The organism is Streptomyces ambofaciens ATCC 23877, from assembly GCF_001267885.1.
GTDB classification, from domain to species: domain Bacteria; phylum Actinomycetota; class Actinomycetes; order Streptomycetales; family Streptomycetaceae; genus Streptomyces; species Streptomyces ambofaciens.
This window is the reverse complement of sequence record NZ_CP012382.1, coordinates 2,350,096-2,368,571: the sequence shown is the minus strand read 5'-3', so window position 1 is coordinate 2,368,571 and position 18,476 is coordinate 2,350,096. Positions and strand designations below refer to the sequence as shown.

The window sequence follows — 18,476 nt, the reverse complement described above, 5'->3', positions numbered from 1 at the left end:
ATCAGCCGAGGACCAGCACGACCAGCGAGGCGGTGGCCGCCGTCTCCGCGACCCCGCCGAAGACGTCACCGGTGACGCCGCCGAACCGGCGGACGCAGTGCCGCAGCAGCAGTTCCGCGGCGGCGGCGGCGCACAGCACGGCGAGTGCCGTACGGACCGCGTCGTACGGCCCGCCGAAGGCGCCCGCCACCGCGCCGGCCGCCGTGACGACGGCGGCGGTCGCCAGCGCGGCTCCCACCGGGACCACCCCGGCGACCGCCGCGCCGAGCCCCTCCGGGCGCGCGGCCGGCACCCCGGCCCGGGCGGCGAGCGTCAGCGCCAGCCGGGCGGCCGTCGCCGAGACCACGGCGGCGAGCGCCCCCCGGGCCCAGGAGCCGTCGTAGGCCTGCGCCAGCGCGGCCACCTGGGCGAACAGCACGAACACGAGGGCGAGCACGCCGAACGGCCCGATGTCCGACTGCTTCATGATCCGCAGCGCGTCCTCGGCGGGCTTCCCGCTGCCCAGTCCGTCCGCGGTGTCGGCCAGCCCGTCCAGATGCAGCCCGCGCGTGAGCACGGCGGGTACGGCGGCCGTGGCGACGGCGGCGAGCAGGCTGCCCGCGCCCAGGAACAGCAGCAGCAGCCCGGCGGCCGCGGCGGCGAGGCCGACGGCCAGTCCGGCCAGCGGCGCGCACAGCATGCCGCCGCGTGCGGCCTCGCGGTCCCAGCGGGTCACCTCGACCGGGAACACGGTGAGCGTGCCGAAGGCGAAGCGGAGACCGTCGGGGGAGAGGGGCGTCCTGAGCACCGGCGCAGACTACCCGGCGGTCACCAGGGCACCGACGGCCCGTGGGGATAAAGTGCGCATATGGGAGATTGGTGGCAGCGCAACATCATGGAACCGGGCAAGCTGCCGCTGCTCCTCGCCCTGGGGGCCTTCGTCCTGACGTTCGTGATCACCCGGGTCGTCACCCGCCTCATCCGGGCCGGCAAGGGCCCCTTCGGCAACGTCCGGGCGGGCGGGGTGCACATCCACCACGTCGTCCCGGGGATCGTCCTCACCGTCGTCGGCGGGTTCGCCGCGGTTGCGGGGGGCCGGCACGGCTTCGGCTCCGCCGTGGCCGCGGTGGTCTTCGGCGTCGGGGCGGGGCTCGTCCTGGACGAGTTCGCGCTCATCCTGCACCTCGACGACGTGTACTGGACCGAGGCCGGCCGCAAGAGCGTGGAGGTCGTGGTGGTCACCGCGGCCCTGGTCGGGCTGGTGCTCGCCGGGTTCACGCCGTTCGGCGTCGACGGTCTGTCCCCGGACGAGAGACAGGACCGGGCCAACGTCATCGCGACCGTCGCCGGGAACTTCTTCTTCTCGCTCCTCGCCCTCGCCAAGGGCAAGGGCCGCCTCGCGCTCTTCGGCGTGATCGTCCCCCTCGTCGCGCTGGTCGGCGCGGTCCGTCTGGCCCGGCCCGGCTCCGCGTGGGCCCGCCGCTTCTACGGCAGCCGTCCGCGCGCCCGCGCCAAGTCCCGGCTGCGCGCCTACCGCCACGACCGCCGCTGGGCCGGTCCCAGCCGCGCCGTCCAGGACTGGATCGGGGGACGCCCGGACCCGGTGCCGGACCGGCGGTGACGGCACCCGCGGGCGCGGGTGCGGGGTCCACGGCGGGCGGACGCGCCGACCGCCGCGGGCGGACACCCCCCGTCACGGCCGCTTCCCGCCGCGGGCGGCCGACGGTCCGCGTCGCTCCCGCGTCGTGCCGTTACGCCTTCTCCTCGGCGGAGTCCGTGTTCTCGGAGTCCTCGGAGTCCTCGGAGTCCTCGGAGTCCTCGGAGTTCTCGGAGTTCTCGGAACCCGCGGAGTCCACGGAGCCTTCGGACCTCTCCGACGCCTTCGGCCGCTCCGGCAGTTCCGCGGCCAGTGCCGCCGCGGCCTGGACCAGGGGGAGGGCCAGCAGGCCGCCCGCGCCCTCCCCGACGGTCACGCCCTGGGTGAGCAGCGGCTCCAGGGCCATCCGGTCCAGCGCCTTGGCCTGGCCCGGCTCCCCGCTGTCGTGCGCGGCCAGCCACCAGTCGGGGGCCCGGAAGGCGACCCGCTGCCCGACCAGCGCGCACGCGGCCGTCACGACGCCGTCCAGGATCACCGGCATCTTGCGCACCGCGCTCTGCAGCAGGAACCCCGTCATCGCGGCGAGGTCCGCGCCGCCCACCGTCGCGAGCAACCGCAACTGGTCCCCGAGCACCGGCCGGGCCCGGCGCAGCGCGTCGCGGGTCGCCGCGCACTTGCGCATCCAGGCCAGGTCGTCGATGGCCAGCCCGCCCCGCCCGGTGACCACCGACGCGTCGGTCCCGCACAGCGCGGCCACCAGCACGCCCGCCGCCGTGGTCCCGCCCACGCTCACGTCGCCGAGCACCACGAGATCCGTGCCGGAGTCGGCCTCCTCGTCGGCCACCGCCATCCCGGCCCGGAAAGCGGCCTCCGCCTCCTCGGGGGTCAGCGCGTCCTCGACGTCGATGCGCCCGCCGCCGCGCCGCACCCGATGCCGTACGACCTCGGCCGGGAGCGTCTGCGGGTCGCAGTCCAGGGCCATGTCGACGACCCGCACCGGCACACCCAGCCGCCGGGCGAGCACGGACACGGGCCGGCCGCCCTCCAGCACCTCGCGCACCAGCTCACCCGCACCGCCCGCGGGCCGCGCCGAGACGCCCAGCTCGGCGATCCTGTGGTCACCGGCGAAGAGCACCACCCGGGGCCGGTCGACCGGCCGCACCGGTACGGCGGACTGCGCCGCGGCCAGCCACTCGCCCAGTTCGTCCAGGCGGCCCAGCGATCCGGGCGGGACGACCTGACGCTCCCGGCGTGCCTCGGCGTCGCGGCGCACCCCGCCGTCGGGCCGCTCGATCAGATCGGTGAAGTCGTCGAGATTCAGCGAGCTCATTCGCCGAACAGTACCGGCCCCGGTCGAACACCACGGCGGGCCTGTCCGCACCGCGCCCGGGCGGCGTCGTTGCGCTCCGGATCGCGATCACCTACGTAACGTTTTGCCTGGTTTGTCGTACGTCCCTCTCTCGCGTCGGGAGCCGCCCGTGTCCGCACCCCCCGTCCCCTCGACGCCGCCCCCCGTGCCCCTGGTGCCGCCCGTGCCCCGGTACGGGCCGCACCGCGGGGACTGCCCCTGGTGCGGCTCGCGGCGGCTGCGCACCCGCACCCGCGGCGCGGACCCCCGGCGGGCCGCGCCCGGCCGGTCCGTCCTCGACCGGTGCCGGGACTGCCGGCACACCTTCCACAACCCCGCACTCGCGGCCGGCCGCCCGGACCACCCGCTGGTCCGGGCCGGCGTGCGGCTGCGCCACGGCCTGGCCGCCCGGGCACTGCTCCGCCGCTGCCCCGAGCCGGAGAGCTGGCTCGACGTGGGCACCGGCGACGCCGACTTCCCGCACGCCGCGCGCGCCCACTTCCCGTACACGTCCTTCGACGGCCTGGACCCCACCCACCGCGTCCTGCGCGCCCGCGCGGTCGAGCGCGTCGAGGAGGCGTTCGTCGGCCGTCTGACGGACCCGCACATCGCGGCCCGCCTGCGGGCCCGCTACGACGTGGTGAGCCTCTTCCAGCAGCTGGAACGCGTCCCGGACCCGCGCGCCGAACTGCGCGCCGCCCTCCACGTGCTCCGCCCCGGCGGCCATCTGCTCGTCGACGTGACGGACCCGCGCCGGCTGCTCGCCCTCCCGCCCGGTGCCCCGCACCCGGCGGACCTGCGCGCCGAACTGGCGGCCCGGGGCTGCACGGTGCTCACCGGCGCCCGGGCCCACCGGGTCATCGCGCGCAAGGACGCCTCAGCCCCGTAGCACCAGCGCCTGGCCCGCCACCACCAGCAGCACCTGCTCGCACTCGGCCGCGAAGGCCGCGTTCAGCCGCCCGAGTTCGTCCCGGTAGCGGCGTCCCGACGCGGTGGCCGGGACGATGCCCGAGCCGACCTCGTTCGACACCGCGACGACCGTGCGGCGGGTGGCGCGGACCGCCTCCGTCAGCTCGTGCACCCGGTCCCTGAGGGCCCGTTCGCCGCCGTCGGCCCACTCCGCGTCGTCCCACGCCCCGACGGCGTCCATCGCGTCCGTCAGCCACAGGGACAGGCAGTCCACGAGCAGCGCCGGACCGTCGTCCTTCAGCAGCGGCACCAGGTCGCACGTCTCGACGGTCCGCCAGGACCCCGGCCGCCGCTCGCGGTGCGCGCAGACCCGCGCCGCCCACTCGGTGTCCCCGTTGCGGGAACCCCCGGTCGCCACGTAGAGCACGTCCGGGAAGGCTTCCAGGCGCCGCTCCGCCTCCACCGACTTCCCCGACCGGGCACCGCCCAGGACCAGGGTGCGCCGCGGCACGTCGGGCACGTCCTCGTAGGCGCCCACCGCCAGCGTCGTCCCGTCCGGCACGGCCCGCGCCCCGGCCGCCGCGAGCCGCCGCGCCAGTTCCCGGCCCGGCGGCACGTCGTGGTCCAGGTGGACGGCGACCACGTCCGTCGTCGGTCCCGCGGCGCCCGCCGCCCGCAGCCTGGCCAGCGCGTCCGGCCGCCCCACGACGTCCGCGAGGACCATGTCGTAGGACTCGGCGGACTCCTCCAGACCGGCCGGCGCCCCGCCCGGCGGCAGGTACAGCAGCCGCTGTCCGTCGGGGCCGGTCACCGCGTACCCGGTGCCCGGCGAGTCCATCGCCACCGCCCGCACCCGGTGCCCGGTCAGCAGCGCCAGCTCCCGCCCGTCCGGCACCCGACCCGGCTGCGGCAGCCCCGCCGGCACCTCCACGGCGGGCCCGTCGTGCGGGTGCGACAGCAGCACCTGCCGTACGCCGGTCAGGGAGTGCCCGGCACGCGCGGCGGCGAACGCGGCGCCCGGCGTCAGGTCGAGCAGCATCGCCCCGTCCACCAGCAGCGAGGTCGCCGCGCGCGCGTTCTCGCCCTGCGCCGCGGCACACGCCGCGCAGGGACAGTCGGGGCGGGGCAGTCCCGCGGGGGCACCGGTGCCGAGCAGAGTCACGTCCACGCACCGATTTTCCCCGGTGACCCGGCGACGTGCGCGCCCGAGACCCCCCTGAGGAGCGCGGGCCGCCCCGGCCTGTGTCCCCGGGTCGCCCGCGGCGCGCCCGGCTCACCGCATAGGCTGCGGGCGGAGGCCGGACCAAGATCCGGCTTCCGCTCTGCATGTGCTCACATCTTGGAGGCGTACATGGCGGCATGGACGTGGCGGTTCGAGACGGCCGGCGGGACGGAGGTCCAGCCCGCGGTGCAGCCCGAGGAGTTCACCACGCAAGGGGACGCCGAGTCCTGGATCGGTGAGTACTGGAAGGACCTCAAGGAGGGCGGCACCGACCAGGTTCGGCTGTTCGAGGACTCCACCGAGATCTACGGCCCGATGAGTCTGCACGCGGAGGACGCCGAGGCCTGACGGGCCGGCGGGGCCGGGCACGACCGGACCGGCCCCGCTCCCGTCACTGCTCGCCCAGCGTCACCTCGGCGGTGCGCTCGTCGCCGTCGCGGGTGTACGTCACCTTCACCCGGTCGCCCGGCCGCATCGACGCCAGCGCCTCGGCCAGCGAGGTGATCGTGGTGATGTCCGTGTCGCCGAGCCGGACGATGACGTCCCCGGGGCGAAGCCCCGCCTCGTCGGCCGCTCCGCCGTCACTCACCTCGACGACGGCCACGCCCGCGGGCCGGTTGGCGTCGTCGACGACCGTACGGGCGGTGACCCCGAGCGCGGCCCGGCCCGAGTCGGTCACCCGCCCGTCCGCGACGATCTGGTCGGCGACCGTCCGCACCATCGACGCCGGGATGGCGAACCCGATACCGGGCGCCGCGCTGTCGCCGAGGCCCGGGTCGGTGGCGGCGAGCGTCGGGATGCCGACGACCTGGCCGTCGAGGTTCACCAGGGCGCCACCGCTGTTGCCGGGATTGATGGCGGCGGACGTCTGCACCATGTTGCCGATGGTCGCGCCCGTACCGCCGCCGGACCGGCCCTCGGTGACGGTCCGTCCGGTCCCCGACACGATCCCCTGCGTCACGCTGGAGGACAGGCCGAGCGGCGAGCCCATGGCCAGCACGATCTGCCCGGCCTCGACCTTCGCGGAGTCCCCGAAGCGGGCCGCCTTGACGCCGTCGGGCACCCGGTCCAGCCTGATGACGGCGAGGTCCTGCTCGGGGTAGGAGGAGACCAGCTCGGCGGCGAGGGTGTCCTCGGTCCGGGCGGTCGTCACCCGGAAGGACCTGTTGTCCCCGACCACGTGCGCGTTCGTGACGACGTGTCCCTTGCCGTCGTACACGACCCCGGACCCCAGGGAGTCGCCCGCCTGGATCTGCACGACCGACGGGAGCACGTCGTTGATCACCCGCTGGTAGTCGCTCTGCAGAGCGTTGGCCGCGAGCGGCGCGGCGGCCTGTGCCGTGTCGCCCTCCCGCCCCGCACCGGCGCCCGGACCGGAGCAGCCGGCGACGAACAGCAGGGAGCAGGCCACCGCGGCGGCCGGGCCGAACAGCCGTGGCGCACGGGTACGGGAAGCGTCCATGCCCCGAGTCTCACCGCGCGCCGGACCACCGGCTCCCGGTGAACGCCCGAACGGGCGCCGGGCCCGCCGCGCGACGACGGAGAGCGTCGGAGCTAGCCCCGCACCCCGCACAGGTGCAGCAGTGCCGCGACGCCGCGGTACGGGTCGGTCCGGCCCGCCCGGTCCTCGACGGCCAGCAGCGTGTCGAGATCGTCCGGGACCGGGGCGCCGTCGGGCGCCGTGTCCGTGAAGACCCGGACGCCGTACCAGGTGTGCAGCGGGGCGCCGATGCCCGCGAGCTTCGCCGTCAGCGTCGCCAGCCGGTCCGCGCGGACGCCCGGGCGGGCGGGCGCCACCCCGTCCGACTCGGTCCGGGACCGGGGCAGCAGGTGGCCGGTGTCGAAGGCGGCCAGCGCGCCCGACCACTCGCCGAACAGGCCGGGGCGCATGGCGAGCGCGTCGCCGTTGCGTGCCAGGAGCGACAGCAGGCCGCCCGGGGCGAGCATCCGGGCCAGCCCCGCGAGCAGCGGGTCGGGCTCCTCGACGTACATGAGCACGCCGTGGCACAGCACCACGTCGAAGCTGCCCGGCAGGAAGTGCACGCCGGTGTCCCGGCCGTCGCCCTCGATGATCCGCATCCGCTCCCGGATGCCCTCGGGCTGACCGGCCAGGGCCTCGCGTGCCGCGGCGATCATCACGGCGTCCCGCTCCAGGCCGGTCACCTGGTGCCCGGCCCGTGCCAGCCGCAGCGACTGGGCGCCCCGGCCCATGCCGACGTCGAGCACCCGCAGCCGCCTGCCGACCGGGAAGCGGCCGGCTATCTGCTCGTCGAGCTGCCGGGCCACCAGCTCCTGCCGTACGACGTCCCGCAGACCGCCCAGGCTGCCGAGCCAGGCGTCGGCGGCGCCGCCGGCGAACGGCGTCGTGCTCAGGGCCGCTCCCCGCGCTTGACCTGGGGCTTGGGCAGCCGGAGCCGGCGCATCTGGAGGGAGCGCATCAGGGCGTAGGCGACCGCGCCGCGCTTGCGGTCGTCGGGGAAGCGCTCGGCGAGCCGCTTCTTCAGCCGGAAGCCGGTGACGATCGAGTCCAGCACGATCAGCACGATCACGACCAGCCACAACAGCAGCGCGACGTTCTGCAGCGAGGCGACCCGGATCATGCTCAGCACGAGGATGACCACCGCCATCGGCAGGAAGTACTCCGCGACGTTGAACCGCGAGTCGATGAAGTCGCGCGCGAACTTGCGGACCGGACCCTTGTCGCGGGCCGGCAGGTACCGCTCGTCGCCCTTGGCCAGGGCTTCGCGCTGCCGCGCCATCGCGGTCCGGCGTTCCTCACGCTGGCGCTTGGCGGCGTCCTTGCGCGTCATCGGCGTTTGGGCGACGCTGCGGCGCTGGGACTGGGCCGCACTGCGCTTGGGCGTCGGCCTGCCCTTCGGGGCCTGCGGGTCGCGGGGCTGATTGGAGTCGGTCACCGGCGCGCTGACGGCGCTCTGGGCCTTCTCATCCTTGGCACGGCTACGGAACACAAAACCCAAGGGTACGGGGTGCGCAGGCGTGGACCCAGCCCGGTGGGGAACGATCCGGCAACGCCGGTCGTCTGTAAGGGGACAGAGGGGACGTTGTGTACCGCCCCGGACACCGGGTCATTCCGGACAACCCCGGGGAGCACCTACTCCCTACGCCGGACCGGGAGGGTACGCAGTCGTCCTTGGGGATGAGCGCATCCGTCCCCGAACAGTGCGGTAATGGATGCAGGGCCCGTACTGTGGGTTCTGTCGCAGGTGCTGGAGCTGGAGTCGGTCAGAAGGGGGCGCGCGAAGCCCATGAGCGGTGTCATGAAGCGTATGGGGATGATCTTCCGCGCGAAGGCCAACAAGGCCCTTGACCGGGCCGAGGACCCGCGCGAGACCCTCGATTACTCGTACCAGAAACAGCTGGAGCTGCTGCAGAAGGTGCGCCGCGGCGTCGCCGACGTGGCGACCAGCCGCAAGCGCCTGGAGCTCCAGCTCAACCAGCTCCAGTCCCAGTCGTCCAAGCTGGAGGACCAGGGCCGCAAGGCGCTGGCGCTGGGCCGCGAGGACCTCGCCCGCGAGGCGCTCTCCCGGCGCGCCGCGCTCCAGCAGCAGGTCACCGACCTGGAGACGCAGCACGCCACCCTCCAGGGCGAGGAGGAGAAGCTCACCCTCGCGGCCCAGCGCCTCCAGGCCAAGGTGGACGCCTTCCGTACGAAGAAGGAGACCATCAAGGCCACCTACACCGCCGCCCAGGCGCAGACCCGCATCGGTGAGGCGTTCTCCGGCATCTCCGAGGAGATGGGCGACGTCGGCCTGGCCATCCAGCGCGCCGAGGACAAGACCGCCCAGCTCCAGGCCCGGGCCGGCGCCATCGACGAACTGCTCGCCTCCGGCGCCCTCGACGACCAGTCCGGCATGCGCAAGGACGACATCCAGGCCGAGCTGGACCGGCTCTCCGGTGGTACGGATGTAGAGCTGGAACTGCAGCGGATGAAGGCCGAGCTGGCCGGTGGCCCCGCCGCCGACCGGCAGGCCCTCGAGGGCGGCCAGGGACAGGGGCAGCAGCAGTCCCAGCAGCAGCCGCAGGACACCCCGCGGTTCGACAAGCAGTAGGCCACGCCTAGGAGGGCGACATGATCGTACGGATCATGGGGGAGGGACAGCTGACGCTGGCCGACGGCCGTCTCGCCGAGCTGAACAAGCTGGACGACGAGCTGATGGCCGAGATGGAGACCGGCGACGGCCCCGGTTTCCGCGCGACCCTCCAGGCTCTCCTGGCCAAGGTCCGCGAACTGGGCGAGCCGCTCCCGGACGACTCCCTGGAGCCGTCCGACCTCATCCTCCCGTCGCCGGACGCGACCCTGGAGGAGGTCCGGGAGCTGCTGAGCGACGACGGTCTCATTCCGGGCGGGGCGTGACGGCCGGCATCCACTGCCGGCCCGGCCGGCGTTCCAGGACTTCGACCGCCTCGACCGCCTCGACCGTTTCGACCACCCCGAGAACTCCGACGACTCCGACGACTCCGCGTACTTCGAGGACCCGGCAGACCCCGAGGACGAGGCCGTCCGGGCCGGAGCAGGGGCCCGGGGGCGGCACCCCCCACCTCCCGCCGCACGCGGGCCCGGCCGTCGGCCACGCCCGCTCCGGCTACCGTGAGCGGCCGTGAGCACCTTCGCCCGCGCCCGTTGCACCCTCGGCGCCCACCCCTCGGCCCTGGACGCGGCCCTCGCCGCGGCCGTCCTGGTGTGCATGGTCGCCGGTTCCTTCGTGGACCCGCACAGCCCCGAGGGCGTCACCTGGGGCCTGCGGACCCCCGACGTGCTGAGCCTGGTCCTCATGGCCGTGGGCGCCGCCGCGCTCGTCTTCCGCCGGCGTGCTCCGCTGGTGGTCCTCGCGGTCACCGGCTGCGTCTCCGTCGTCGAGAGCGTCACCGGCGACCCCCGCGCCCCGGTCGTCATGTCCACCGTGGTCGCCCTCTACACCGTCGCCGCCTCCACCGACCGCCCCACCACCTGGCGGGCCGGCCTGCTCACCATGACGGTGCTGACCGGCGCCGCCATGCTGGCCGGCCCCCTGCCCTGGTACGCCCAGGAGAACCTCGCCGTCTTCGCCTGGACCGGCATCGGCGCCAGCGCGGGGGACGCGGTGCGCAGCCGGCGCGCCTTCGTGCAGGCCATCCGGGACCGGGCCGAGAAGGCCGAGCGCACCCGCGAGGAGGAGGCCCGCCGCCGCGTCGCCGAGGAGCGGCTGCGCATCGCCCGTGACCTGCACGACGTCGTCGCCCACCACATCGCCCTGGTCAACGTCCAGGCCGGGGTCGCCGCCCACGTGATGGACAAGCGGCCCGACCAGGCCAAGGAGGCCCTGGCCCACGTACGGGCGGCCAGCCGCTCCGCACTGGACGAACTGCGCGCCACCGTCGGCCTGCTCCGCCAGTCGGGCGACCCGAAGGCACCGACCGAGCCCGCCCCCGGCCTGGACCGCCTCGACGAACTGGCCGCCACCTTCCACCACGCCGGGCTGCACGTCGAGGTGGCCCGCGCGGACCAGGGCACCGACCTGCCCGCCGCCGTCGACCTGGCCGCCTACCGCATCATCCAGGAGGCGCTGACCAACGTGCAGAAGCACGCGGGGACGCGGGCGAAGGCCGAGGTCAGCGTCGTGAGGGTGGGGCCGGACATCGAGGTCACCGTGCTCGACGACGGGGCCGGCGCGGGGGACGCGCCGGGCGCCCCCGGCGCCCCGGCGGGCACCGGCGCCGACGGCGGCGGACACGGCCTGCTCGGCATGCGCGAGCGCGTGGCCGCCGTGGGCGGGGCCCTCACCACGGGTCCCCGCTACGGGGGCGGTTTCCGGGTCCATGCGATCCTGCCGGTCAGAAACCGCACCGATGCCGCGGAGGACCCCGTATGACGATCCGTGTCCTGCTCGCCGACGACCAGGCGCTGCTGCGCAGCGCCTTCAGGGTGCTGGTCGACTCCGAGCCCGACATGGAGGTGGTGGGGGAGGCGTCCGACGGTGCCCAGGCGGCGCGGATGGCCGCCGAACAGCGGGCCGACGTGGTGCTGATGGACATCCGGATGCCCGGCACGGACGGCCTCGCCGCCACCCGCATGATCAGCGCCGATCCCTCCCTCGCGCACGTCCGCGTGGTCATACTGACCACCTTCGAGGTCGACGACTACGTGGTGCAGTCGCTGCGCGCCGGTGCCTCCGGCTTCCTCGGCAAGGGCTCCGAGCCCGAGGAGCTGCTCAGCGCGATCCGGGTCGCGGCCGGCGGCGAGGCGCTGCTGTCCCCGGCCGCGACCAAGGGGCTCATCGCCCGCTTCCTCGCCCAGGAGGGCACGGCCGGCGAGGAGCGCGACCCCGCCCGGGCCGAACGCCTGGAGACGCTGACCGTGCGCGAGCGCGAGGTGCTGGTCCAGGTCGCCGGCGGACTCTCCAACGACGAGATCGCCGAGCGGCTTGAGGTCAGCCCGCTCACCGTGAAGACGCACGTCAACCGGGCCATGGCCAAGCTGGGCGCCCGCGACCGGGCCCAGCTGGTCGTCATCGCGTACGAGTCCGGGCTGGTACGTCCGAGGGTGGAGTGACCCCGGCCCGGGCGTACTGCGGCCGGAGTATGCGCGGGATAAGGAAATGGACCTGCGGCCTAGGGAACCGGGGCCGTTCATGGCCCAGGGTGTTGGGGTGGGCGGTCACCCGTGAGCCGGTGACGCCCGCGTCCGGCGCTCACATGTGCTCCGTCCCCCGCTCGGCCACAGAAGAGAGACCCTGATCCATGTCCTGGCTGTCGAGGTTCAGCCTCGCGCAACGGGCCCTGATAGGCCTGATGTCGATCGTCGCGCTCGTCTTCGGCGCGATCGCCATCCCCCAGCTCAAGCAGCAGCTGCTGCCCACCATCGAACTGCCCATGGTGTCCGTGCTGGCGCCCTACCAGGGCGCCTCGCCCGACGTGGTCGAGAAGCAGGTCGTCGAGCCGATCGAGGACAGCCTCGAAGCCGTCGACGGGATCTCCGGCATCACCGCGACGGCCAGTGAGGGCAACGCCGTCATCATGGCGTCCTTCGACTACGGCAACGGCACCCAGCAGCTCGTCGCCGACGTCCAGCAGGCCGTCAACCGGGCCCGCGCCCAGCTCCCGGACGACGTGGACCCGCAGGTCATCTCCGGTTCCACGGACGACATCCCCACCGTCGTCCTCGCCGTCACCTCCGACAAGGACCAGCAGGCGCTGGCCGACCAGCTCGACAAGACGGTCGTCGCCGAGCTGAAGGACATCGACGGGGTCGCCCAGGTCGTGGTCGACGGCGTCCGGGACCTCCAGGTCACCGTCACCCCCGACCCGGCGAAGCTGGCCGAGGCCGGCGTGGCCCCCCAGGTGCTCGCCCAGTCCCTCCAGGCCGGCGGCGCCACCGTCCCCGCGGGCTCCTTCGACGAGGGCGGCGCCAACCGCACCGTCCAGGTCGGCGGCGGCTTCACCTCGCTGAAGCAGATCCAGGACCTCATGGTCACCGGCGAGGGCGTCGACAAGCCCGTGCGCCTCCGTGACGTGGCCACCGTCGAGGAGGAGGAGGCCAAGGCCGACTCCCTCACCCGCACCAACGGCGAACCGAGCCTCTCCGTCGCCGTCACGATGGACCACGACGGCAGCGCGGTCGCCATCTCGAACGCCGTCGAGGACAAGCTCCCCGACCTGCGCGAGCAGCTCGGCTCCGGCGCGACGCTCACCGTCGTCAGCGACCAGGGCCCGGCGGTCTCCAAGGCCATCGAGGGCCTGACCACCGAGGGCGCCCTCGGTCTGCTCTTCGCCGTCCTGATCATCCTGGTCTTCCTGGCGTCGGTCCGCTCCACCCTGGTCACCGCGGTCTCCATCCCGCTGTCGGTGGTGCTGGCGCTGATCGTGCTGTGGACGCGCGACCTGTCGCTGAACATGCTGACGCTGGGCGCGCTGACCATCGCCATCGGCCGCGTGGTCGACGACTCGATCGTGGTCCTGGAGAACATCAAGCGGCACCTCGGCTACGGCGAGGAGCGCCAGGAGGCCATCCTCAAGGCCGTCCGGGAGGTCGCCGGAGCGGTCACCTCCTCGACGCTGACCACGGTGGCCGTGTTCCTGCCGATCGGCCTGGTCGGCGGCATGGTCGGCGAGCTGTTCGGTTCCTTCAGCCTCACCGTCACCGCCGCGCTGCTGGCCTCCCTGCTGGTGTCGCTGACGGTCGTCCCGGTGCTGTCGTACTGGTTCCTCCGTCCTCCGAAGGGCACCCCCGAGGACGCGGACGAGGCCCGTCGGCTGGCCGAGGAGAAGGAGGCCAGGAGCCGCCTCCAGCGCATCTACGTCCCCGTCCTGCGCTTCGCCACCCGCCGTCGCCTGACCAGCGTGGCCATCGCGGTCGTCGTCCTGCTCGGCACGTTCGGCATGGCGCCGCTGCTGAAGACCAACTTCTTCGACCAGGGTGACCAGAAGGTCCTCAGCATCAAGCAGGAGCTGAAGCCCGGCACCAGCCTGAGCGCGACGAACGCCCAGGCGGAGAAGGTCGAGAAGCTGCTCGGCGACACCGAGGGCGTCAAGGACTTCCAGGTCACCATCGGCTCGTCCGGGTTCATGGCCGCCTTCGGCGGCGGCACGGACACCAACCAGGCCTCGTACCAACTCATGCTGGAGGACTCGGCGAACGCCGAGGACGTCCAGGACCACATCGAGGACGGGCTCGCCGAGCTCGACGGCATCGGCACCACCACCGTCGCCGCCGGTGACGGCTTCGGCAGCCAGGACCTGAGCGTCGTCGTCAAGGCGGCCGACGCGCAGGTGCTCCGCGAGGCCTCCGAGGAGGTCCGCAAGACGGTCGCCGGGCTCGACGACGTCACCGACGTCACCAGCGACCTGGCGCAGAGCGTGCCCCGCGTCTCGGTCAAGGCCAACGCGAAGGCGGCCGGGGCCGGCTTCAGCGACCAGACGCTCGGCGCGGCCGTCGCCCAGGCGGTGCGCGGCACCCCGGCCGCCAAGGCGGTCCTCGACGACACCGAGCGCGACGTCGTCATCAGGTCGGCCCAGCCGGCCGCGACGCTGGCTCAGCTGAAGGCCCTGAACCTGGGCCCGGCCAAGCTCGGCGACATCGCCACCGTCCAGCTCGTGGACGGCCCGGTCTCGATGACCCGCATCGACGGCCAGCGGGCGGCGACCATCACCGCCAAGCCGACCGGCGACAACACCGGCGCGGTGGGCACGGAACTCCAGTCGAAGATCAACGGGCTGGACCTGCCGGCCGGCGCCACGGCCGAGATCGGCGGCGTCACCGCCGACCAGGACGAGGCGTTCGTCAACCTGGGCCTCGCCATGCTCGCGGCCATCGCGATCGTGTTCATGCTGTTGGTCGGCACCTTCCGGTCGCTGGCCCAGCCGCTGATCCTGCTGGTGTCCATCCCGTTCGCGGCGACCGGCGCCATCGGCCTGCTGCTGGCCACGGGCACCCCGATGGGCGTCCCGGCGATGATCGGCATGCTGATGCTGATCGGCATCGTGGTCACCAACGCGATCGTGCTGATCGACCTGATCAACCAGTACCGGGGGCAGGGCTACGGCGTCGTCGAGGCCGTCGTCGAGGGCGGCCGGCACCGGCTGCGCCCGATCCTCATGACGGCCCTGGCGACGATCTTCGCCCTGCTCCCGATGGCGCTGGGCGTCACCGGCGAGGGCGGGTTCATCGCCCAGCCGCTGGCGGTGGTGGTGATCGGCGGTCTGATCACCTCGACCCTGCTGACGCTGCTGCTGGTCCCGACCCTCTACGCGATGCTGGAGCTGCGCAAGGAGCGCCGTGCGAAGAAGCGCGCGGCGAAGAAGGGCGGCGCCGTGCCGCCGCGGGCCGAGGCCTCGGACGAGCCGGAGCCGGCGAAGGTCTGAGCGACCGGAACCCGAACGGGGAGGGGCCCCGCCCGCCACCGAAGGTGGTGGTGCGGGGCCCCTCCCCGTTCCGGTCCTCGAACCCCGCCCCTACGGCAGTGCCAGCATCCGCTCCAGCGCCAGCTTGGCGAACGCCTCGGTCTCCTTGTCGACCTCGATGCGGTTGACGAGGGTGCCCTCGGCGAGCGACTCCAGCGCCCACACCAGGTGCGGCAGGTCGATGCGGTTCATGGTCGAGCAGAAGCAGACCGTCTTGTCGAGGAAGACGATCTCCTTGCCCTCGGGGGCGAAACGGTTCGCCAGGCGGCGGACCAGGTTCAGTTCCGTGCCGATGGCCCACTTGGAACCGGCCGGGGCCGCCTCCAGGGTCTTGATGATGTACTCGGTCGAGCCGACCAGGTCCGCCGCCGCGACGACCTCGTGCCGGCACTCGGGGTGCACCAGGACGTTCACGCCCGGTAGGCGCTCGCGCACGTCGTTCACCGAGTCGAGGCTGAAGCGGCCGTGCACCGAGCAGTGGCCCCGCCACAGGATCATCTTCGCGGCGCGCAGCTCCTCGGCGGTCAGTCCGCCGTTCGGCTTGTGCGGGTTGTAGAGGACGCAGTCCTCCAGGGACATGCCCATGTCCCGCACCGCGGTGTTGCGGCCCAGGTGCTGGTCGGGCAGGAACAGCACCTTCTCGCCCTGCTCGAAGGCCCAGTCCAGGGCCCGCTTCGCGTTGGACGACGTGCAGATGGTGCCGCCGTGCTTGCCCGTGAACGCCTTGATGTCCGCGGACGAGTTCATGTACGAGACGGGCACGACCTGCTCGGCGACGCCGGCCTCGGTCAGCACGTCCCAGCACTCGGCGACCTGCTCGGCGGTGGCCATGTCGGCCATCGAGCAACCGGCCGCCAGGTCGGGCAGGACCACCTTCTGCTCGTCGGAGGTCAGGATGTCGGCCGACTCCGCCATGAAGTGCACACCGCAGAAGACGATGTACTCGGCCTCCGGGCGCGCGGCCGCGTCCCGGGCCAGCTTGAAGGAGTCACCCGTGACGTCGGCGAACTGGATGACCTCGTCGCGCTGGTAGTGGTGACCGAGCACGAAGACCTTGTCCCCGAGCTTCTCCTTGGCCGCGCGGGCGCGGGCGACCAGGTCCGGGTCGGAGGGCGAGGGGAGATCGCCGGGGCACTCCACGCCGCGCTCGCTTCTCGGGTCGGCCTCGCGGCCGAGCAGCAGCAGAGCGAGAGGCGACGGCTGTACGTCGAGCTCCTGCGTTTGGGCGGTGGTCACGACACGCACCCTTTCTTCTTTTCGTCGAACTGACGCTATCTATCATAACCGGTTCACGTCAGTTTGACGATGGCCCTTGTGTCGGTGTGACGTGAATCCCGGTGCCCGAGCCGCCGTCCACAGCCGCTGTCCGCTCCCCGGGGCGTGTGCGAGCATGAAGGGGAAGGCCGAGGGCGAGATCCGGGACCGATCCCGGAATGAATCCGCGGCCCCGCCGGTTGGAACCGTCGGCAAGCAGTCTCCGTACAACCCGGGAGAGATGTAGATGTCCGTATCGGACGAGACCACCACCGTCACCGACGGCATCATCCTGACCGACGCCGCCGCGGCCAAGGTCAAGGCCCTGCTCGACCAGGAAGGCCGCGAGGACCTGGCGCTGCGCGTCGCCGTCCAGCCCGGTGGCTGCTCCGGCCTGCGCTACCAGCTCTTCTTCGACGAGCGCTCGCTCGACGGCGACGTGGTGAAGGACTTCGACGGCGTCAAGGTCACCACCGACCGGATGAGCGCCCCGTACCTGGGCGGTGCCACCATCGACTTCGTGGACACGATCGAGAAGCAGGGCTTCACGATCGACAACCCGAACGCGACGGGTTCCTGCGCCTGCGGCGACTCCTTCAGCTGAGCCGCGCGGCCACGCGCCACAGTCGTACACAGGGCGGCGGCCCGGGGATCACCCCGGGCCGCCGCCCTGTCGTCGCGCCGGGTGGTTCCGGGTCACCGGCTCCCGGACGGGGCCGGCAGCCGCGCGCCCGGCTTGTGCGCCGGGATCTTCTCGCCGTCGGGGCCCACGACCGTCCGGTCGCCGAGCGGCTCGTCGAGCGGCACCGTCCGCTCGTACTCCTTCGCGATGAGGATGCAGACCTTCCCGGGACGCGGGGTCTCGGTCACCGTGACCGTCACCTTCCCCGCGCTCTCCTTCGCCGTCGCCTCGTAGTCGGCGCAGACCCCGCCCGTGAAGTGCACCGTCAGCTCCCCGCCCGCGGCCGTGTAGCCGTCGGCCCGCACGTCCCGCGGCTCCGACGGCGCCGAGGTCGGCCCGTCGGACGGGGCCGGGGAGGGCGAGGCGGGAGCGGCGGTGGTCAGGTACTTCGGGTCCACCGCCGGATACGTGACCGTGAGGGCGTCCCGCGCGCCCGGCGCCCGCACCTCGAACAGCCAGGACGGCACCAGCGTCTGCCGGCCCCGCACCGGATGGGCGGCCAGCCCGAACACCGCGTCCTCGACCGCGACCGTCCGCTCCCCGGGCTTCTCCGACGCGTCGGGCCTGCCCGGCTTCTGCGGCGTGCCCGCCGACGGCTCGCAGGCCGCGTCCGCGCGGTCCCGATGCGGTACGGGGCTCGCGCAGCCGCCGATACCGGCCCCGGTGCCGCCGCCCGGCGCGTTGAGCAGCGCCAGCGCCTCCTCGGCGCCCAGCACCGGGTACGTGTCGCCCTTGACCGGCGCCGTCACCTGGCCGCTGCCGCCGACCACCTCGCCCTGCGGGCCGACGACCACGCCGGTCGTCCAGCCGTACGTCGGCAGCCCGCCGACCTCGGGCTCGGCGTTGACGGCCCGGCGGGCGCCCATGACCTGGCCCGCGTCCAGCTTGGCGTCGTCCTGTCCCAGCGCCTTGAGCACCGGAGCCGCCGCCTTCTTCGCGGCCGCCTCGCTCACCGGGCTCCCGCCGGCGGACGGAGCCTTGCACGCCGGGCCCTTGCCGCAGTCGTCCGTGCCGGGGGCGTAGCGGTGGAACGTCCAGGTGCCCGGCGCCTGCCGGTGCACCGTGAGCAGCGGACCCGAACCGTCCCCGGCGGTGCCGACCCTCCACTCCTCGCCCCGCACGCGCGGTGTCCCCTCGACCTCGAGCGCCTCGGCCAGCCGCGCCACCTCCGCCTCGCTGACCTCGCCCTTGGCCCGGTACACGGGCGCCGAGCCGGGCCCCTCGGGGAGCGGGCCGTCGGACCGGTAGGTGACGCCGTTCGGGTCGGGTTCGCCGGGCGCGATGCCGTTCGTGCCGCCCTGGGAAGGCGCGCCGTACCCGTCCAGGACGAGCGGCGGGGGAGTGTCGTCGCCGGACGCCCCGGACGACGTACCGCCATCCGGGTCGTCGCCGGAGGCGGAGGTGGCCAGATAGGCCCCGCCGGTCCCGACCAGCAGCACGGCGGCGGCGACCGACGCGACCGCGACCGCCCGGGGGCGCCGCCGCGCGGGGCGCCCGGTGCCGGCCTCGTCGGAGGCGGTGGCGTCGTCGTTGTCGGGTCGCTCGGTGTTCACCGCATCGCTCCTTCGGCTGTTACTGGGGACAGCGA

The 18,476-nt window shown here is 73.8% G+C and carries 17 protein-coding genes; 9 read left to right on the top strand and 8 right to left on the bottom strand.

What is annotated here, in order from left to right; all coding sequences use genetic code 11:
* Window position 1 precedes the first annotated feature (1 nt).
* The gene (locus SAM23877_RS10680; protein WP_053129658.1) at window positions 2–787 is read right to left on the bottom strand and encodes an adenosylcobinamide-GDP ribazoletransferase; all 786 of its coding nucleotides are present in this window, start codon (window positions 785–787) and stop codon (window positions 2–4) included.
* A gap of 60 nt (window positions 788–847) precedes the next feature.
* Between SAM23877_RS10680 and SAM23877_RS10675 the strand changes: the two genes are divergently transcribed.
* A complete protein-coding gene (locus SAM23877_RS10675) occupies window positions 848–1,600 on the top strand; it encodes a hypothetical protein (protein WP_053129656.1) in 753 nt (250 codons plus the stop codon).
* 130 nt (window positions 1,601–1,730) lie between these two features.
* Here the strand turns inward: SAM23877_RS10675 and cobT are convergent, their stop codons facing one another.
* Window positions 1,731–2,906 (bottom strand): nicotinate-nucleotide--dimethylbenzimidazole phosphoribosyltransferase, encoded by a 1,176-nt coding sequence (gene cobT / locus SAM23877_RS10670; RefSeq protein ID WP_053129653.1) that lies wholly within the window; start codon window positions 2,904–2,906, stop codon window positions 1,731–1,733.
* A 148-nt stretch (window positions 2,907–3,054) separates the two neighbouring features.
* On the opposite strand from cobT, the gene SAM23877_RS10665 reads away from it, so the two are divergent.
* Entirely contained in the window at window positions 3,055–3,813 is a 759-nt protein-coding gene (locus SAM23877_RS10665; RefSeq protein ID WP_053129651.1) for a class I SAM-dependent methyltransferase, read from the top strand.
* Here SAM23877_RS10665 and SAM23877_RS10660 read toward each other — a convergent pair.
* A complete protein-coding gene (locus tag SAM23877_RS10660) occupies window positions 3,802–5,001 on the bottom strand; it encodes a bifunctional adenosylcobinamide kinase/adenosylcobinamide-phosphate guanylyltransferase (RefSeq protein WP_053129649.1) in 1,200 nt (399 codons plus the stop codon). The genes SAM23877_RS10665 and SAM23877_RS10660 overlap by 12 nt on opposite strands.
* 183 nt (window positions 5,002–5,184) lie before the next feature.
* On the opposite strand from SAM23877_RS10660, the gene SAM23877_RS10655 reads away from it, so the two are divergent.
* Window positions 5,185–5,403 carry a hypothetical protein gene (locus SAM23877_RS10655; protein WP_053129646.1) on the top strand — a complete coding sequence of 73 codons (219 nt, stop codon included), beginning with the start codon at window positions 5,185–5,187 and terminating at the stop codon, window positions 5,401–5,403.
* Window positions 5,404–5,446: 43 nt separating this feature from the next.
* Here SAM23877_RS10655 and SAM23877_RS10650 read toward each other — a convergent pair whose 3' ends face one another.
* The 3 genes from SAM23877_RS10650 to SAM23877_RS10640 form a co-directional block, all read right to left on the bottom strand.
* Window positions 5,447–6,517 carry a S1C family serine protease gene (locus SAM23877_RS10650; RefSeq protein WP_053129644.1) on the bottom strand — a complete coding sequence of 357 codons (1,071 nt, stop codon included), beginning with the start codon at window positions 6,515–6,517 and terminating at the stop codon, window positions 5,447–5,449.
* Between the two features lie 92 nt (window positions 6,518–6,609).
* Window positions 6,610–7,341, bottom strand: a complete 732-nt coding sequence (locus tag SAM23877_RS10645) for a class I SAM-dependent methyltransferase (RefSeq protein ID WP_053129642.1) — start codon at window positions 7,339–7,341, stop codon at window positions 6,610–6,612.
* Between the two features lie 83 nt (window positions 7,342–7,424).
* On the bottom strand, window positions 7,425–8,024 hold the full coding sequence (locus SAM23877_RS10640; RefSeq protein ID WP_425314753.1) for a DUF3043 domain-containing protein: 600 nt from the start codon (window positions 8,022–8,024) through the stop codon (window positions 7,425–7,427).
* A gap of 309 nt (window positions 8,025–8,333) precedes the next feature.
* On the opposite strand from SAM23877_RS10640, the gene SAM23877_RS10635 reads away from it, so the two are divergent.
* The 5 genes from SAM23877_RS10635 to SAM23877_RS10610 all read left to right on the top strand — a co-directional run bounded on the left by SAM23877_RS10635 (window position 8,334) and on the right by SAM23877_RS10610 (window position 14,913).
* Window positions 8,334–9,125 (top strand): PspA/IM30 family protein, encoded by a 792-nt coding sequence (locus SAM23877_RS10635; protein WP_261340612.1) that lies wholly within the window; start codon window positions 8,334–8,336, stop codon window positions 9,123–9,125.
* Window positions 9,126–9,145: 20 nt separating this feature from the next.
* Window positions 9,146–9,430, top strand: coding sequence for a PspA-associated protein PspAA (gene pspAA, locus SAM23877_RS10630; protein ID WP_053129635.1), 285 nt, complete (start codon window positions 9,146–9,148; stop codon window positions 9,428–9,430).
* Between the two features lie 244 nt (window positions 9,431–9,674).
* Window positions 9,675–10,925, top strand: a complete 1,251-nt coding sequence (locus tag SAM23877_RS10620) for a sensor histidine kinase (RefSeq protein WP_053129623.1) — start codon at window positions 9,675–9,677, stop codon at window positions 10,923–10,925.
* Entirely contained in the window at window positions 10,922–11,605 is a 684-nt protein-coding gene (locus SAM23877_RS10615) for a response regulator (protein ID WP_053129620.1), read from the top strand. Before SAM23877_RS10620 ends, SAM23877_RS10615 begins: the two co-directional genes overlap by 4 nt.
* A gap of 188 nt (window positions 11,606–11,793) precedes the next feature.
* Entirely contained in the window at window positions 11,794–14,913 is a 3,120-nt protein-coding gene (locus tag SAM23877_RS10610; RefSeq protein ID WP_053129617.1) for an efflux RND transporter permease subunit, read from the top strand.
* Window positions 14,914–15,003: 90 nt separating this feature from the next.
* On the opposite strand, the gene nadA is transcribed toward SAM23877_RS10610, so the two are convergent.
* Window positions 15,004–16,188, bottom strand: coding sequence for a quinolinate synthase NadA (gene nadA, locus SAM23877_RS10605; RefSeq protein WP_053142354.1), 1,185 nt, complete (start codon window positions 16,186–16,188; stop codon window positions 15,004–15,006).
* A 265-nt stretch (window positions 16,189–16,453) separates the two neighbouring features.
* Here nadA and SAM23877_RS10600 point away from each other — a divergent pair, with 265 nt between their 5' ends.
* Window positions 16,454–16,810: an iron-sulfur cluster assembly accessory protein gene (locus SAM23877_RS10600; RefSeq protein WP_053129615.1), complete on the top strand. Its 357-nt coding sequence runs from the start codon at window positions 16,454–16,456 to the stop codon at window positions 16,808–16,810.
* A gap of 92 nt (window positions 16,811–16,902) precedes the next feature.
* Here SAM23877_RS10600 and SAM23877_RS10595 read toward each other — a convergent pair whose 3' ends face one another.
* The gene (locus SAM23877_RS10595) at window positions 16,903–18,441 is read right to left on the bottom strand and encodes a hypothetical protein (protein ID WP_053129611.1); all 1,539 of its coding nucleotides are present in this window, start codon (window positions 18,439–18,441) and stop codon (window positions 16,903–16,905) included.
* Window positions 18,442–18,476: the final 35 nt, after the last annotated feature.